The 18,203-nt window shown below is 54.1% G+C and carries 13 protein-coding genes; 3 read left to right on the forward strand and 10 right to left on the reverse strand.

Annotated features, from left to right (window positions below):
- The first annotated feature begins 360 nt into the window (after positions 1-360).
- Positions 361-5,340, forward strand: coding sequence for a S8 family serine peptidase (locus SHEW_RS15330; RefSeq protein ID WP_011866757.1), 4,980 nt, complete (start codon positions 361-363; stop codon positions 5,338-5,340).
- Between the two features lie 81 nt (positions 5,341-5,421).
- Here the strand turns inward: SHEW_RS15330 and SHEW_RS15335 are convergent, their stop codons facing one another.
- From SHEW_RS15335 to SHEW_RS15360, 6 genes are all read right to left on the reverse strand, one after another.
- Complete coding sequence (locus SHEW_RS15335; RefSeq protein ID WP_011866758.1) at positions 5,422-5,655, reverse strand: cytochrome c3 family protein; 234 nt, start codon at positions 5,653-5,655, stop codon at positions 5,422-5,424.
- A 290-nt stretch (positions 5,656-5,945) separates the two neighbouring features.
- Positions 5,946-7,634: an NAD-dependent malic enzyme gene (locus SHEW_RS15340; protein WP_011866759.1), complete on the reverse strand. Its 1,689-nt coding sequence runs from the start codon at positions 7,632-7,634 to the stop codon at positions 5,946-5,948.
- Positions 7,635-7,844: 210 nt separating this feature from the next.
- A complete protein-coding gene (locus SHEW_RS15345; protein WP_011866760.1) occupies positions 7,845-8,309 on the reverse strand; it encodes a YehS family protein in 465 nt (154 codons plus the stop codon).
- A gap of 55 nt (positions 8,310-8,364) precedes the next feature.
- Positions 8,365-9,507, reverse strand: a complete 1,143-nt coding sequence (locus SHEW_RS15350) for a serine hydrolase domain-containing protein (protein ID WP_011866761.1) — start codon at positions 9,505-9,507, stop codon at positions 8,365-8,367.
- 22 nt (positions 9,508-9,529) lie between these two features.
- Positions 9,530-10,756: an Nramp family divalent metal transporter gene (locus tag SHEW_RS15355; RefSeq protein WP_263053318.1), complete on the reverse strand. Its 1,227-nt coding sequence runs from the start codon at positions 10,754-10,756 to the stop codon at positions 9,530-9,532.
- A 161-nt stretch (positions 10,757-10,917) separates the two neighbouring features.
- Complete coding sequence (locus SHEW_RS15360) at positions 10,918-11,448, reverse strand: PH domain-containing protein (protein WP_011866763.1); 531 nt, start codon at positions 11,446-11,448, stop codon at positions 10,918-10,920.
- A 229-nt stretch (positions 11,449-11,677) separates the two neighbouring features.
- Here SHEW_RS15360 and SHEW_RS15365 point away from each other — a divergent pair, with 229 nt between their 5' ends.
- On the forward strand, positions 11,678-14,251 hold the full coding sequence (locus SHEW_RS15365; RefSeq protein WP_011866764.1) for a TonB-dependent receptor: 2,574 nt from the start codon (positions 11,678-11,680) through the stop codon (positions 14,249-14,251).
- Positions 14,252-14,497: 246 nt separating this feature from the next.
- A complete protein-coding gene (locus tag SHEW_RS15370) occupies positions 14,498-15,133 on the forward strand; it encodes a glutathione S-transferase family protein (protein WP_011866765.1) in 636 nt (211 codons plus the stop codon).
- Between the two features lie 116 nt (positions 15,134-15,249).
- Here the strand turns inward: SHEW_RS15370 and SHEW_RS15375 are convergent, their stop codons facing one another.
- From SHEW_RS15375 to SHEW_RS15390, 4 genes are all read right to left on the reverse strand, one after another.
- Entirely contained in the window at positions 15,250-15,858 is a 609-nt protein-coding gene (locus SHEW_RS15375; protein ID WP_041406696.1) for a hypothetical protein, read from the reverse strand.
- Positions 15,859-16,004: 146 nt separating this feature from the next.
- A complete protein-coding gene (locus tag SHEW_RS15380; RefSeq protein ID WP_011866767.1) occupies positions 16,005-16,505 on the reverse strand; it encodes a DUF4447 family protein in 501 nt (166 codons plus the stop codon).
- Between the two features lie 36 nt (positions 16,506-16,541).
- Positions 16,542-16,943 (reverse strand): SMI1/KNR4 family protein, encoded by a 402-nt coding sequence (locus SHEW_RS15385; RefSeq protein ID WP_011866768.1) that lies wholly within the window; start codon positions 16,941-16,943, stop codon positions 16,542-16,544.
- A 361-nt stretch (positions 16,944-17,304) separates the two neighbouring features.
- Entirely contained in the window at positions 17,305-18,087 is a 783-nt protein-coding gene (locus SHEW_RS15390) for a RelA/SpoT domain-containing protein (RefSeq protein ID WP_011866769.1), read from the reverse strand.
- Between the last annotated feature and the right edge of the window lie 116 nt (positions 18,088-18,203).

The following is an 18,203-nucleotide window of genomic DNA, read 5'->3' on the forward strand; positions in this document are numbered from 1 at the left end:
CAAAATTAACAATTTGTATCAGTTTGCTACCAAATGATACATACGGCAGCCTGTTATGCGAGTCGCAAACTTTCCACAAAAGTTTCTCCTCACAAACAGTTAAAACAACAAAACCCATTCATTGCAATACAAAACACTGTTCATTGAAAAATTAACAGCCTAAAAAACCAATCAACTCTCATCTCACCCTGGCGATTTAAGCTTTCTCTTTTCCTCCCCACATACCTGTTATGCATACCCCTATAGCTTTTACGCATTGGCCTGCACATCAGTAACTCAATAAAAATCGAATGGTGTACGAGTGCCTTACTTTTGCAACCAAGCCCAAGCTTTGACAATAAAAAGAAAAGGGAACAACCAATGAAATTGAAAAAAATAAGTCTCATGACGATAGCGGCCATCTATGCCGCCGGCGTTGGCGGCGCCGCCGCGTCGAGTAATGCTGATACGCATAACATGCGCAGCATAGAGATCACCGACGCCATCCTGAAATACAATGAGGACCTGCGCGCCGGTAAACAGCGCAACGGTATCCAGAGTAGTGAATCGCTGCAACAACGTGGCAGCAACGGCAAGAACGTACACCGCGCAATTGCCACTCAGCAAAACAGCAAGGTGCCGTTCAAATTTGAGGCCGGCCTAACAGGCGAGCAGACCTATATCGTCGAGCTCAGCGACAAGCCGGTTTCACTCTATCGCGGCGACCTGCCTAACCTGGCGGCCACCTCACCTAAGATGAGCACTGTCCCCGTGATGCTCAATGCACGAGGCCACAACAAGGTCGATATGAGTAGTCGTGCGGTGAAGCAATACACCAACTACCTCGCCGACAAACAGACTCAGGTACTGTCTCAGATCAGTGCCACAGTAGGTGGTAATGTCGAGGTGAAGCAACGATATAGCCTGGCCTTTAACGGCATGGCAATGCGCATGACCCAAGATCAAGCCGCTCGTGTGGCTGCACTGCCAGGCATTCGCAATGTCAGCCTGGAAAAAATGTATGAGTTGCACACAGACGTGGGACCTAAACATATCGGCGCCGATGGCATGTGGATGGGCACGGCAGCAGACGATAAGTATAAGGGCGAAGGCATAGTGGTCGGCGTACTGGATACGGGGATCAACACAGATCATCCATCGTTCGCCGCCGTCGCCGGTGATGGCTACGTGCACCAGATGCCTGCACGTTACAGTCACTATCTAGGTGACTGTGAAAAGGCCGAATTTGCCAGCATGTGTAACGATAAGCTAATCGGGGTACGCTCGTACGAGGCGATCACAGATAGCTATCTCGATCCTATCTTCCAGCCAGATATCCCAAGTTGGCAGGTCGAGGATCCTAAGCGTCCTCAAAACGGTGAAGACTACAACGGCCATGGCTCACACACCTCCTCGACCGCAGCGGGTAACGAGCTTTCAGATGTCGACTATGTGGTAGCTTCACTTGGCGAAACCGGCGACGGTATTCCTACTGGACTCAAATTCAGCAAGATCTCAGGCGTCGCGCCTCGTGCCAACGTCATCATGTATCAGGTCTGTTATCCGGGTGATGGCAGCTTTGGCGACAGCTATGCTGGTTGTAAGGGCTCTGCCTTGCTTGCAGCTATCGATGATGCCATCGCCGATGGCGTGGATGTGATCAACTACTCTATCGGGACTACCTTCGGCACATTCCCGTGGGACGATCCTATGGAGCTGGGCTTCCTGGCCGCCCGTGAAGCAGGCATCTCAGTGTCGGCCTCTGCGGGTAACTCCTACATGCCACAGTATGCCTCTCAGGCACGCGGCGCCATCGATCACTTCTCGCCTTGGCTCACCTCGGTAGCGGCCACCACGCATGGCCGTGTTATTGCCGTCGAGGGTAAGATGCTGACCAATGCCACGGGCGGCGATCAGCCACTTAGCAACCTGGAAGGCTCGGGGATCACCGAAGCTTACACAGGCCCAGTTGTCGAGGCCAAGGCCTATGGCAGCGAGTATGAGATGTGTAACGAGCCCTTCCCAGCCGGTTTCTTTGATGCCGACCCAGAAGGCAATCCCTATGCCACCGCACCAATCGTCGTCTGTAAGCGCGGCGATATCGCCCGTGTAAGCAAGGCAGTAAATGTTCAGGCCGGTGGCGCTGGCGGCTTTATCCTGTGGAACCCAGGATATTCAGATCCGACCCATAACGACCCTTACGTCATCCCTGGCATCAACATCGACTATGGCAGCTACTATGGCAACAGCGATAACGGTTATTACGGCCTGCAAAGCTGGCTCGCCGCAGGTAGCGGTCACACCCTGACCATCACCGCATCTGAGGTCAGCACTAAAGAAGGTACCGCCGACTATGTTGCCGACTTCTCGTCTCGCGGCCCCAACCTGGAAGCGCCAGATGTAATGTCACCTAACCTTGCCGCTCCAGGTGTGAATATTTACGCCGCTTGGGCCGATGAGATGCCATTCACCACCCAAGGCATGCCTGCCGACTACGCTGCCATCAGCGGTACCTCTATGGCAGCCCCACACGTTGCCGGTGCCATGGCGCTGCTGACTCAGGCGCATCCTGACTGGACACCTGCGCAGATCCAATCGGCGCTGATGACCACTGCATCACTGGAAGGCGTCACACGCGCTCGTGACGGTAATCCTTACGACCCAGTCGCGGCGGGCTTCAGCGACGCGGGTAGCGGGGTGATCAACGTATCACGCGCCAACAACGCTCCACTGCTTCTGGATGAAAGCGTCGACAACTATCGCGCCGCCAACCCTAAGAATGGTGGCAACATTCACACCCTGAACCTGCCTTACTTCTATCACGATAGCTGTGCTGGCACCTGTACCTGGATGCGTACGGTAACCGCAACCCAAGACGGTACCTGGACGGTTGAGGCAACGCCTAACGAGATGGAAGGCGCACAGATGCTGGAACTTGAGGTATCGCCTAAGACCTTTACCCTCAAGGCCGGAGAGTCTCAGGCAATCAGCCTCAAGGCTAAGATCCTCGAAGTCGAAGCCATTGGCGCCGACTCTTCGCAGATCCAGCTGACAGGTAGCGTTAAGCTGACGCCGAGCGACAGCAGCAAGCCGATGCAGCATCTGCCGGTTGGGGTCCGCTATAAGGGCGACACCTTGCCTAACGAGGTCTCTGGCATCATACATCGCCAACAGGGCCACAACCTGACACCAGAGCTCCATACCAAAGAGGTACAATCGCTAAACTCACGTGTCTATGGCCTCACCAAAGGTGAGCGTCACGACGCCGAGCTTAAGCGCGCCGACGTCAGACTCTACTCAGACGGCTACACACGCCAAGAGATTGAGGATGGCGGCGCCAAGGTTATCTTCTTCGATGTGCCCGAAGGCACCAAGCGCGTCGTGTGGGAAGTCCTTTCGGCACCGAAACACGCCTATACCTCGATAGACTTAGGTATGGATGTAAACGGTGACGAGGATATCCAATGGTTAGACGAAGCCATCTGTTTCTCACAGACAGACAATGGTGACTTCTGCGCCATCAATAACCCTATGCCGGGTCGCTATTGGGCCATCGCCGCCAACTGGAAATGGGAGTATGAGGACGAGAAGAACCTAGCCGATCCATTCGAGCTAAGCCTTGCCGTGGTAGGCGACGCTGATACTGGCAACCTGACCGTCGAAGGGCCTGCTACCAATGACGGCATGACTCCATATCAACTGAAGCTCAACTACAATCTGCCTGGCGCAGAGGAAGGTGATGTCTACTACGGCATGGTCGGTTTGGGAAGTGATGAGTATAACGACACTAACCTAGGTGACTTTGCGGTCAAGCTAATGCACATGGGCAGTGACACCAATATCAGCGCCTCGCAAACGGCAGCCAAAGAGGGTGACATCCTAGATTTCGTCGTCGAACTGGCGCCTAACCTGCTTGGTGGTGAGCGTGCGTTTACCTTCAACACTCAGCTGAGCGAAGGCTTGGTACTGATGCCAGACTCTATCTCTGTGGGCGGTATAGGCAACTATAGCGAAGGCATGACGGTCGAAGGCAACAGCATAGCAATCGCGGCGGCGCAGCCATCTTCGAGCGAGATGAAACGCCACTATGTATTTACCACCAACCTCACAGATGAGACCTGTCGAGTGCCCTATGGGGAAGATGGCAGCTTCTACGATCTGCCTTCTCAAGGATCTCAGCCCATAGGTCTGTCTGGAAGATCGAATCAGACACTATTGATCCCACTCAGTGCCAACGGCTTACCCCATGTGCCACTGTATGGTAACCCTGAAGTGTTTGGACAGGACGTGTTAGCCATCTCGCCATTCGGCTATGTGCAGTTTGACCCAATGCCAGACTTCTGGAACTACAACCTGGAATTTAACGATATCTTCCAGGGCTTCCCAGACACTATGGTGGCACCACTATGGCGCGGCGATGTGAGAATGCCGCAGACCATGTTCAACTGGAATACGGGTCGCTATGAGCATGCTGTTTATGCGGTGATCACCAATAAGCACTACATCTTCCAGTGGGATGGTGGTGAGGAGTGGAACTCCTTCCTCAGCGGTAACGATACGCCTGATCCGGATGCTAAGTTCAACATTCAGACTATCGTCGCAACTGACATCAGCTTCGATGAGGCAAGCCCCGAGATCATCTTCGCCTATGAAACCTTAGACACAAAGAACGATCAGTTCGGTTCTGTCGGTCTACACGGTTACTGGGGTGAGCGCGCCACCTTCGGCCCTGCAGGAGGTTGGCTGAACGATGGCTTTGCCTATAAGGATGTCGATGAGAAGATCAGCTCAGGCACTGTTGTCTGCGCCGATTATCGCGGCCCAGAGCAGTCAAAGGTATCACTCAAGTTCTCGGCGCGTGTGTCGGCAAATGCCGTCGGCGCTAGCAACTATGTGAAAGTCGATACTCAGTATGCAGACTCAGAGTTGGTGACGGTAACCCATGAGGTCTCTAGCCCATCGAATATCAGCGTGGCAGCCATTGCCGACATGATGATGGAAGAGAACACCACGCTGGAAGGCATCACTGTTACCTACAACGATGTTAAAGGCACAGCCAACGGCATCATGGTATCGGGTGAGCACATCACGGCAACTGTGGATGGCAACAGCTTCAGTATCACACCTGATGCCGACTGGTATGGTGAGACCCTGGTAACGGTAACCGTACACGATATGGCCTACCCATCTGACGCCGCGTCCACCAGCTTCATGCTGACGGTGAACTCAGACGGTGTTGAGCCAACGCCTCCGGCGCCAGAAACCCCAGATCAGGGCGGTGACTCTGACTCGGGCGGTAGCCTTGGCTTCCTAGCTCTAGGCCTACTGGGTCTAATCGCCGGACGCCGTAAGCTGCACTAAGCGTCCAACTATTTAGTTCGACCTTGTCTTTGGGCCCTCTTTGAGGGCCCTTTTTTATGCCACCTTAAATTGGCAAAACCACTAGTTCATGCCGTGGCAATCACTGCACTCTTTGATGGTCAGCTCTGGGGTATGCACCTCTGCATCGGGGGCATGGGCATCCTTCATGGCGTGACAATCGTTACAGCTTGCCAACGTGGCCTCTGACTCAGTATGCATGGTCAGGTCGATAGGCTCATGGCAATCTTTACAATCCATGCCAACGGCGGCGCCAGCAAATAGCAGGCCGGCGGCTAGGGTGATCAATGTTTTCATCTCGGGCTCCTGGTTTTGGCAAGTCAAACAACTAAAAAGCTTACATTCAAAGGCTTGCCGCCTGGTATGGCCAAAGCGGGCAAGATCCAAGGCGCAGCAAGCTATCCGGCGAGCATTACCAGCCAAGATTAAGCCAAACTTAAAAAAGCAATCACGATGAAAGAAGTGCCGACAGGATCATAGGCTTAAATAACGCTTTGTGATCCAAAGCAAAATTTCATCTTGTATAAGACACAAAAAAGCCGCCCTGAGGCGGCTTTTTTAAAGCGCAAACGGCTAAGCCAAAGAGGTTAGAAAGAGGTGCGCTTATAACGGCGATATTCCGCCGTCCAGAAGTTATCTTCGATCGCCTGCATCAGTAGCTCGTCGCTGGCTGGCAGCGCATGTCCCTGCTCGATGGCAACCTTGCCCACCGCGAAGGCGATATGCTTACTGACCGAGTGAATATCTTCCAGTGCCGGCAGCAAAGATCCCTCTCCGTCCTTCGCCAAGGGCGAGCACTCAGCCAGGGCGCGGCTTGAGGCCATCAGCATCTCGTTGCTGACGCGCTTAGCACCAGAGGCCAGCACGCCCAGACCAATCCCAGGGAAGATATAGCTGTTGTTACACTGGGCGATCTCATAGGTCTGCTCCTCGATCACCACAGGCTCGAACGGGCTGCCGGTTGCCACCAGCGCCTGACCCTTGGTCCAGTGCAGAATATCTTTCGGCGTCGCCTCGACGCGGCTAGTCGGGTTAGACAGCGGGAAGATGATCGGGCGTTCACAGTGAGTGTGCATCGCCTTGATGATCTCTTCGCTGAACAGACCCGGCGCGCCAGATACCCCGATCAGCACGGTAGGCTTACCATTGTGCATCACATCCAATAGCGAGATGTTCTCACTCTCAGTGTTCCAGCCCTCGACCTTGGCCACCTGCTGCGCCAGATTCTGTTGGAAAGGCAGCAGGTTAGGCATGTTGTCTTGCAGCAGTCCCCAGCGGTCTACCATGAATACCTGCTGGCGTGCCTGCTCGTCGCTAATGCCTTCTGACACCATCTGGGCGATGATCGCCTCGGCAATACCACAACCTGCACTGCCGGCGCCTAAGAAGGCGATGCGCTGCTGACTCAGCTTACTGTCCGCCGCCTGACAGGCCGCCAGCAAGGAGCCAACTGTCACCGCCGCGGTGCCCTGAATGTCGTCGTTAAAGCAGCAGTATCTGTCCTTGTAACGCTCAAGCAGCGGCATGGCGTTCTTCTGAGCGAAGTCTTCAAACTGGATCAAAGCATCCGGCCAACGTCTATGTACCGCCTCCATGAAGGCCTCGACAAACTCGGCATACTCTTCGCCGCCGATACGCTGATTACGCCAGCCCATATACATAGGATCTTCCAGCAGATGCGGGTTATCTGTACCCACGTCTAAGGTGATAGGCAAGGTATAGGCCGGGCTGATACCGCCACAGCTGGTGTAGAGCGACAGCTTACCGATAGGAATACCCATGCCGCCGATCCCCTGGTCGCCCAGACCCAAGATACGCTCACCATCGGTCACAACGATGATCTTCACCTTCTGACGGGTCGAGTTATTGAGGATGTCGTCGATGCGATCCTTGTTGGGATAGGAGATAAACAGGCCGCGGTTACGACGATAGTTTTTCGAGAAACGCTCACAAGCCAGGCCAACCGTCGGCGTGTAGATGATGGGCATCATCTCGGTAATATGATTCTGCAGCAGACGGTAGTACAGGGTCTCGTTGGTATCCTGAATGTTACGCAGATAGATATGACGATCGAGATCGTTGCCGAAGTTCTTGTACTGATCGTAGGCGCGCGATGCCTGTTCTTCGATGGTCTCGATCACATGAGGCAGCAGGCCCTCTAGGTTAAAGAAGATACGCTCCTCTTCGGTGAAGGCACTTCCCTTGTTGATCAAGGGGGCTTCAAGAATGGCAGGGCCGGCAAAAGGAAGATATAGCGGGCGTTTATTATCGTCCATTGGTAACCTTTTCTCTATCTGTGGGTATGTTGGAATGGCTGTGCGTTCAATTTTGGCAAGATTACCACAAAGTGTGATCTTTGTTGCCTTTCGCGCGATCATTTTTTTGATTATTTTCACACCCAGGTTGTTTTAAACACCCCAGGCTTGAGCCTGACGCCAGGCATAAAAAAACGCGGCCTGAGCCGCGTCTTTAGCGAATGATATTATTTACTTACCGCGATACTTGATCGACAGACCCATCAAGAAGTTACGCAGCACCTGGTCGCCACACTCCTTAAAGTGTTTATGGCCGGGTTTTCTAAACAGAGCACCCAGCTCGGAACTCGTCATTCTGAAGTCCGCCAGGGCTAAGGTCTCGATGATATCCTCTTCGCGCATCTCAAGGGCGATCCTCAGCTTCTTGAAGATCAGATTGTTGTTTAACTGAGATACGGGAGCGGGGATCTCTGCCCCATCGCGCAGGCCGCGCTTTTCGATGATCAAGCCATCCAGAAACAGGCACAAGGTCTTGTCGTTACAGGGCTTATAGCCCTCTTCGGCCTCTTTCTTGAGCATGTTGAGCAGGACTTCCTGGCTCATCTCATGTTTGACCTTGGCGAAGATCTTGATCATCTTGGCATTCTTGTAATCGAATACGAATCGTAGACGGCGTAAAATATCGTTATTAATCATGACTTAAATTCTTAAATTACTGGCTCGCGCGGGTGCGCCTGCCATAGCGACGACATTATAACCGACTTTGCGTCGGCGCCGAGGCATTATTTTCAAACTTGCTACCTGCCATCAGAGTCTCCCGCAGCGCCCGGCGCAGCTTATCGTGCAGGCCGAAGGCTTGATTACTCTGATCGATCGGCCAGGAGGCGTTTTCCAGCACCACCAAATAAGTGTCTGACTCGGGATAACTCAGGCTCAACGATTGATAGCCGGGCAGATAACCTGAGTGGCTGTACTCCTTTATTCCCTGCTGGTTCACCTGCACGCCGAAGCCATAATAGAGCTGCGACCAGCGATGCGGCCGCAGTATCTGAGGAGCCACCATCGCCTGGTAGGCATCGTCGCTCAGCAGCTTACCGCCATGGAGCGCCCAGAGGTAATCGAGCAGCCCCTTGGCAGAGCCCGTCATGCCACCGCCCGGCAGGAGGTTCATCTGCACCTCATATTCCATCGGTTCTTGGGTAGCGATCTCTATCCCTTCAATCAGCCCCTGCTGCGCCCCAAGCTGGGCCTTGATACCTTCGACGCCGTGCTCGCTCAGAAAGGCATTCACTAGGGTGGCAAAGTCCTGCTGATAGGTAATTTCGAGCAGCTGCGCCAGCATCTGATAGCCCAGGTTAGAATATTGAAAATCGCTGCCGGGCGCAAACCGGTTCGCCTTGCCCTGAGGCGCGATGCCTGAGCTGTGGCTAAGCAGCTGAGCGATAGTGATGCGCTCGTCATAAGTCGGCAGATTGTTGGATGCCAGATAAGGATTGATCTTATCCTCCAGAGCCAACTTGCCCTGGCTTACCGCCTGCATCATCAGGGCGGCGGTGATCATCTTGCTCTGTGAGGCCAACATGACCCGGCTATCCAGTGTCGGCGCGGCGGCCTCACCATAAGGATTAGCTTTCACGTAGCGCACCTCACCATGCTGCATCAGGGCGATCACTCCATAGAAGGGACGCTCGTTGGCGGCGATGATGCTATCGAAAACACTGCCTAGCTCGGCAAAGTTAGCGCCACTCACCGAGTCATGCGCAGAGGGTAAAATCGCCCGCTCAGCAACAGCTTGCTCAAGCTTATCCACGATAACAAACTCACTAGCAGACACTCTGCCGCTAGCAATGGCCCCCAACAGACAGAGGCTGCTCGCCACGACACTCATCTTCATCCTTGTTCTCCTAAACGGCTATTTAACCGACAAACTTCCAGTAGACAAATAAAGCCGCAAACCCTAGCAGATAAGTCATGCCGATCCAAGAAAGCAGCCGCATGGCCACGCCGTAGCGATCGCCGGGCGCCAGATTGTCACTGGTCATCAGGCGATAGTTGAGCCAGGCGAAGATGATGGTGGTCATGAAGGCCAGGGTCATCACAAACTGCAGCAGTGGCAGCAATGCCCCCTTGAAGAAGAGTATGATCCCCAGCCCCAGCAGGCTCACCGCCAACATGGTCAGGTTGAGGCCGCGCTCGCTGACCTCATCCTTTCGCAGTAGCTGCACACTCAGGATAAGGGTACGGCTGTAGCCATCGACCACGGTAACCGTGGTGCTGAAGATACAGAGCAGGGCCACCAGGGCAATCAGATAGCGGCTCCCCTCCCCCAGCACCTGGCTATAGAGCTGAATCAACTGCTCGGCAAACTTGGCCCCGGAAGGCGAGAAGTGTACGCCCGAGCCGTGCATCACCATGGCACCGAGCGAGAGAAACACCACGGCCAGTATCGCCGTGGTGATGAAGCCCAGATTAAAATCGAACAGCGCCTGCTTAGGCGTCACCCGCTGCTGTTTCTGCTTTTCCAAAAGCCAGAGGGAGTTCCAGCAGCTCACCTCGATAGGCGCCGGCATCCAACCCATCATGGCGACCAGGAAGCCCACATGAGCCCACTGCCAGGGGGAAGGCGACACGAAGCCAGGCGCCAGAATAGGTTCGGCGTTAAAGGCCAGCGCGGCGGCGCTCAGGGTGGTCACCGTCAGGCAGAGCATGATCACCTTGGTCACCCTGTCCAGCACCCGATAATGACCCAGTACCAAGAGCAATAGGCTGGCGACCAAGACGATCAACGCCAGCAGATCGATAGGCAGAGGAATAAACTGGGTGAGCAGCGCGGCAGTTAACATGGCGACGCCTGCGGTGCTGGCCACCGCCGCCAGGGCGTTGAGCAGCGAGAAGAGCAGCAGGTAACCGCGTCCTTGGCGCTGATAGCCGTGCAGCAGGCTCTCACCGGTTGCCGCGGTATAGCGGGCCCCTGCGGCAAAGAAGGGATACTTGAGCAGGTTCACCAGGAGTATCACCCAGGCCAGCTGCCAGCCAAACTCGGCGCCGGCGCGGGTCGAGGCCACCAGGTGCGATGCGCCGATGGCCGCGGCCGCCATTAGCAGGCCAGGGCCTGTGGCAGTTAACAAGCGGCGGCACTGCAGCCAGAGGCTAGTCTGGGTTGTATTTACACTAACGTTTTCCACTCTCGATTTTCCTTCAGATAAACTAAAAACGTTTGCCCAGGCAGGGCTCTGTCAGCAATAGCCTGCTACGGCTGATGCTACGGCCGAGCCTGCTTGAACTAAGACTGAGCCTGCTTGAACTAAGACTGAGCCAGCTTGGCGTCGATGCGCCTCAGGGTCTGGTCGATACTCTGCAGGCAGGCCAGGGTCTGGGCGGCCACATCCACTTTCGCCTCAACCGGCTGGCTCTGCTCGGCCAGCGCACTCTTTTGCGCCATCACGGCGGCGCGAAACTCGGCCACCTCCTCGACGCCGGTAAGGCTTATCAGCGCACCATTGCCCGACTGCCCCGCCGTCTCTATGGTCAACTTATGAATGCCGAACAGGCGCATCAGCGGTCCCTGGATCATCGCCATGTCGGTGATCTTTTCCAGCGGCACGGTATTTTCGGTGCGGGTGAGTATTCCCTTACGCACGATAAGCTTCTTGGTGGTCAGCTCAGCGCTCATGTTGGCGATATATCTATGAGTCGCCCACAGGCCGATGGGGTACCAGAGCAGCAAGAGCGGGATCCCCACGACGGAGACGGCAAGCACTACCGCCCCCGAGGTCAGCCAATAGTGCCCAAGCTTGTGGTGAAAGCGTGCCTCGAGCAGTGTTTTTTCTTCCATTTTATTTACATCTCCCCATAGGTCTGACGGGAACCGAGCTATGACAATGCCAAGAGCCTTTGTATTAATCAATCAAATTCATGGGTTTATTTATTTACATTTGTTATCAATTCGCCCTATTGACTTTGTTACTTAAGGAATTAGTTTAGTAACGTTAATGTAACAAATGGTGGCGGTAGTTGAGTGGTAGTCACTGAATTAAAAATATAACGATTCAAAAGGGATGAACATGAAAAGACCTCAATATTGGCCCAGCGCCTGCGCTATCGCCATTACCATTGCGCTAACCCCACATGTTTATGCGGCCGACGAAGGCGTCGAGCGCATCGAAGTCACAGGCTCTCGCATTAAACGTACCGATATCGAAGGCCCATCACCGATCCAGTCGATCAACAAAGACGATATCGCCAACATGGGTTTCGACAACCTACAACAACTGCTGGAACGCATGCCAGCCAACGGCGCGGGCGCCTTCTCGACCCGAGGTAACAGCCAGGACTCTACCGCCAACGGCGCGGCCTCTATCAGTCTGCGCGGCATGGGTCCAGACGCTACTCTGGTACTGATCAACGGCCGCCGTGTGGCCATCAGCTCATTCGCCGAGGGGATCACTAACTCCTTCGTCGACATCAACAATATTCCTGTATCCGCCATCGAGCGTATCGATATCCTCAAAGATGGCGCCTCGGCCATCTATGGTTCAGACGCCATCGCCGGTGTGGTCAACATCATTCTGCGTAAAAACTTCGAAGGTATCGAAATCAACCTGGGCTACGGCGAAGCCTCTGGCTCCAGCTATGACGAACAGAGCGGCTCTATGCTGTGGGGCATGCAATCCGATAAGGGCAGCGCCTCTATTATTCTCGATTACTTCAAAAACAGCACTCTCGCCGCCACCGAGATGGGCCGCTTCGGCACCGCCAACCAGAGCCCATACGGCGGTGAAGATTTCCGCTCGTCACGTGGCTTCCCAGGCTACTTCTATGTCGATGGCGTTAAGACCATAGACCCTGATTGTCCACCCGACTCGGCCACCGCCAGCGGCAGCTGTCTGTTCGACTACGGTCCATACAACCTCACTATCCCTGCCGCCGAGCGTGTGGGCGCAATCGCCCAGTTCGACTATCACCTGAGCGACGAGATGACCGCCTTCTTAGAAGTTGCGGCCCAGCACAACACCTCTGAGGCCGGCGGCGCGCCGACCCCGCTGGATGAAGATGCCATGCTGACGGTTCCAGGCACCCACCCTAACAACCCGTGGGGCAAGGATATTGAGATAGGTCGTTACCGCACAGTGGATGCCGGCGCTCGTCGCTGGGACATAGAATCTGACACCCTACGTCTGGTTGCCGGTCTACGTGGCAACATAGATGAATGGGATTGGGAGGTCTCGGCTCAGAAAGGCCGCAGCGAATCGACCCAGAAGGGTGACAGAACCCAGGGCTGGGTGCGCACCGACTTCCTGCAAGCCGAGATCGATGCCGGTAACTACAACCCATTTGGCGGCACCATGAATTCACAGGATGTGATCGATCGCATCACCACCAGCCTGGTTCGTCAGGGTGTGTCACACCTGACCGCTTATGACGCCAGCATCACGGGCCCGGCCTTTACCCTGGCGGATCGTGAAGTCATGATGGCGGCGGGCGTCGAGTACCGCGAAGAGGACGTTAGCGATGTCCCGGATGATCAATTCCAGCGCGGCCTGATCTTCGGTACCGAAGCCGTATCAGCCCAGGCAGACCGCGACCAGTACGCGGCCTATGTGGAGTTCTCTATCCCAGTTACCGACAGCTTCGAGTTGCAACTGGCCGGCCGTTACGATCACTACAGCGATTTCGGTTCAACCACCAACCCTAAGGTTGCCTTCCAATGGGGAATTAGCGATCAGCTGACCGCTCGCGCCTCTTGGGCGACCGGTTTCCGCGCACCATCTTTGGCACAAATCGGTCTTGGCCCATCGAGAGAGAGTAGCTTCTTCATCGATACCTACCGCTGCGCCGCCGACAACGTCGACTGTACCGCGCTGGACTACAACACAGAATTTGCCGGTAACTCAGAACTGGACGCCGAAGAGTCAGAAACCTGGAACGCAGGCCTGATCTGGGCACCTAGCCAGAAGTTTGATATTGGCTTCGACGTCTTCAGTATCACCCAGGACAACAAGATCGATAAGCAGCCACTGGGCGAGATCTACCTGGCCAACTGTAACGATCAAAACAGCACTGTGTGTGAGCGTCTGGCGCCGCAGCCGGGGCAAACTCTGGGCCCAATCAGCCTAATCCACTCAAGCTTCATCAACTTAAGTTCGCAAGAGGTTCAAGGGGTGGACGTTTCCAGCCACTACGGCCTGGAGATGGACCGCTTCGGCGACCTCAAGTTTGGCCTGGAATACAGCTACCTGCACAAGTTTGAGAAGGACAAGCTGGATTACACCGGCGAGTACCGCTACCCGCAACATCGCTGGTTGCTGACCACTAACTGGACCATGGATGACTTCGCCGCCAACATCAACTTCAGCTACATCGGCGAGTTTGAAGATACGCCAGATATCGACTTCGACGGCTCACTCGACTTCGAGGTCAACAAGTCGCGTATGGTCGAGTCGCAACTCTTGGTGGACATGTCCGGTTCATACCGCTTCAACGACACCTTCAAGTGGACAGTCGGCGTCAACAACGTAATGGATGAAGAGCCGCCATTTGCCATCGGCGACGGCGACACCGACCTCTACGGCTATGTGATTGCCACCCATAACCCTATGGGCCGCTACTTCTACACCAAGTTGAGCATGAGGTTCTAATACCAATCACAGTAAGTAAGCTATCAGAAATAGCGTAAGAAAAACGTTTGATAACCAGGCAGGATTTTCGATAACTAGTTATTCTACAATCAAAAAAACTAACACGGTTATCGAACGTTTTAACGAGCTAGGATGATCAACTATTTACTAGGATAGGTAAAACATACACTGTCACAAAAATGGCATCCAAATGGATGCCATTTTTATTTACACTCATTACTCACCTAAAGATAAGCGAGGAAAAGGATGATCACTCTATATGGAACCCCAAGAAGCCGCGCCCTGCGCGTCTCCTGGCTTTTGGAAGAATTAGCTATCGACTGGCAATTTCATTTCATCAACTTTGCCAAAGGCGACAACCGCAGCGAGGCCTTTCTGGCCATGAACCCTTGCGGCAAGGTGCCCGTCATAAAGGACGATGACCTGGTGCTCACCGAATCCGCCGCCATCTGCCAATATCTGGCGGAAAAATATGGTCAGGGACAGTTTCTGCCCACACCCGGTACACCTGGGGCCGCTCATTACCATCAGTGGATGAGCTACATCATCTGCGAACTGGAGCAGCCCCTGTGGACCATGGGCAAGCATAAGTTCGCCCTACCCGAGGAGCACCGCCTGCCAGCCATACTGCCCACAGCGGTATGGGAGTTTAACAAGGCCGCCGCCATCGCCGAACAGTGGCTGCCGGACAGCGACTACCTGCTAGGAGATATCCCAACGGTTGCCGATATCATGCTGGCCCATACCCTGATGTGGGCGACGGTATTTGAGCAGCAGCTCCCACCTAAACTCGCCGCCTTCAGAGACAGGATGAAGACACGCCCGGCTCTAATCCGCGCGCTGGAAAAAACCGAAGCCGTCGCCGCTCAGGCAGCAGAGTAGTTAGGCGTAAAAGGTTTAGCAGCATAATGTCTAACGCTATAGAGATTATGCTGCCATCTATAGCCATGAGGCCTTACTGAATAGCCTAACGCTTTGCTATTGGAAGCAAACGATTATCACGCAGATGGGCAGCCTGGCACCTTGGAGAGATCCAAACTGATCTCGTCAAACCTGGAGCTTATCTTCAAGATATGCTCATCCAGGCTCACCTCATACTCCCCCATCCAGTCCAAGGTTTGAATCGGCGCCAATCGATACCGCCACAGGGGCAGATCGCACTGCATCCATACCCTGTGATAGGCCTTACCCATGGCGCCGGGATCTACGGTCTGCACCCAGATGGCGTAATCTTCATAGCGCTTAAACTGACTCTGCTCATTGGTAGGCGCGCTAAACACCAGGCTCATAAACAGACCCAGCACCAAGAAGATTAGCTGCACGGCCCCCAGCAGATAACTCAGCCCCATAACAATAGTTAACGGCCAACTGCCTTTGACGACCTGTGCAAATTGACGACGAAAACGCTCCAACAGCGACAATCCAAACAGTAGGGCAATCAGCTTGATCAGCAGGGTCACAGGTTGTGCCTTAGCCATAAAGCTAGGATCAACCCAGTAGGCGCCAAACAGGCCGGGTAACAGGCTCTCAATCAGCGGCAGATAGATAAGCGCTGCGATGGCAATGAAGAGTGAAGTAGGCTGGCGAAGGCTGGCGGCTTGGTACATATCCTTGTCCAAATGGAGTTAACCTTTAAGTAACATCTGCACAAGATAGCATTGAGCTCGTTGAAGCAACACAGTTTAAAGATGAAAGATAATTAAAAAAGCCCCGCTTTAACGAGCAGGGCTTTTTTATCGAATCAGGGGCTAATTCACAGCTGAGTAGCTGCCCACTTGGCACGGCTCTCGCGGCTCTCTTTCAGGCCTTCCTTCTCGCGATAAGCCTTGTAAGCCTCGACATCCAGCGGCACCAGGGTGACATCGACTTCCAGAACTAGCTTACACTCTTTCTTGATGCGCCAGGCCGCCGTGTTGTACAGCTCGGTCAGCGGCAACGAGCTTAAGAACTCGGGGTTGTACTGGGTGTAGATGGCCTGTGTCGGGTAGACCACGAAGCTCAGGCGGCGCTTAGGCTCCTTCTTAAACAGCTCCTCGATGCCGTCACAGGTGTTTAGCACCTGCATCTCTATGGTCTCATCCAGTTCCAGCAGCTTCTTGGCCGCCAGACCCGACACCTCGGCCTCACCCGCTTCCCAGGCCAGTACGTCGGCTTCACTACACTTGCTCAGCTCGCCCACCTGGGCGGCACTCAGGCCGAGTGAGTGACGCAGGTATTTAATTTCTATTGCATTTAATTCAGCTGTCTTTGCCATCTTGATATCCAAATTTGAGTTAATCTTGTCACGTGCCTAGGCGGGGATCCAAACCTCTTCGACCCATTGCCAGAACGACTCCCAGCTCTCCTCGGCCAGCTCGCCGTCTTGCCACAGCATCACCTGACCTTCCTGATCGATACAGTAAAAGTCATCACCCTGCTGACAGATGGCGATATATTCCCTCGGCATGCCGATAGACCAGGCATAGGAAGTCACCTCTGGCAGATAGGTATGGGCATAGGGATCCGCTGCGGTCACAGGCTCTAAGGTGCCGTGAATCACGTCGCTGGCGTAGAGGAGATACTCTTTCAACTCAGCGGGTAAGGGGATCAGGATCTGCTCTTCCACTTCGACCAGTTGATCGAAGCTGGGCAGCTCCAGAGGAACGGGAACTGTCTCGCTCAGTTCCCTGAGTTGCTCGATAAGATCGTGCATTGTCGTCTGCTCTAAATAGGCTAATGGCCGCAAGTATAATCGCTTTAAGCCCAGATTGTTAATCCAATTTATCGCAGACGCTGCACCTCAATGAGATTAGGGTCTGTTGACCTTTCCTGTTTGTTTTTGCAGCATTTTGTAGGGCATTTATACCAGGCAGAGGCCGTGTAGTGTAGTTATTCTACATAAACGGACGATAACGCCGTTGAAATGGCCTACAAAAACTGCCCGAAGGGTTCATCTAAACGCGCCTTGCCCTGTGTTACGTGCTACTTGCATAGAATACTATGCGGCACAGCACGCGCCTTGAGCAAAACACGTTTAGATTGAACAAAAATTAAACCTGAAAGATAAACAGACCCTAGGCCGCGGCTAACAGCTCGGCGCTGTCCAGCCTTTTATAGTAAAGCCACGCCTTGTGGTACTGCTTATGGGAGGCCTGACGCAGATGGGTTATCTGCGCCAGCTCTAGCTGGCTCAAGTCGCGAGACTGGGCCATGGCGCGGGCCTCGATGGTCTGGATCTGCTCGTAGGCCTTATGTTCCTCACCGCTCTTGATCTCGGCGATGGCCTTGAGGTGCAGCTGCACCTCGGCGATCATGCCGGTTTGCGGTAACTGCACCAGCAGGTTGAGGTCGCGATAACCAGAAACCTTAGGCTCGGCGAAACGGTTTTTCACCTGCAATACCTTGACCTGCTGCTGAAGATCCTCAAACGCCGTCATCAGCCCCTGAATGTCGTTAGCCACCAGGCTGGCTCTGGCAAGATCCGTGATGCGGCTGGCATCGCCGTCAAACTTGGCGGCAATCTTGGCCTTGGCACGTTCATAACTTTTCACTTCGGGGATCAGCAGTTGGTAACTCTCTTGGGTATTTAGCCCCTCTAGCAGGCTAGTCAGCTCCTGCTGGGCGTTCTGGGCCTGGGCATAGAGGCTATCGAGGTCGTCGCTACTCTGGCGGATCAGGGCAGCGGAGCTACTGGCGATGGCGTGCAGACCATGCTGGTCTTTACTGAAGGACTGTTTCTGGGCGTAGCAACCAGATTCCTCTTTGGTGTCGATTAAGGCGTCATAATTGGTCGCCAGGGCGCTACGGGTGGAGACAAGTAACAGGAAAATAAAAAAGGGTCTAAACAACTTATTCATAACCGTCCTCGGTAAAAGCGCAAACCTTGTACCCTTAATCTAGCCAGGGTTCACTTAACCCTTGCTGAATGGATGATGAACAATTATTTATCATGAAACAGACATAAAAAAAGAGC

This window comes from Shewanella loihica PV-4 (genome assembly GCF_000016065.1).
Lineage (GTDB): Bacteria > Pseudomonadota > Gammaproteobacteria > Enterobacterales > Shewanellaceae > Shewanella > Shewanella loihica.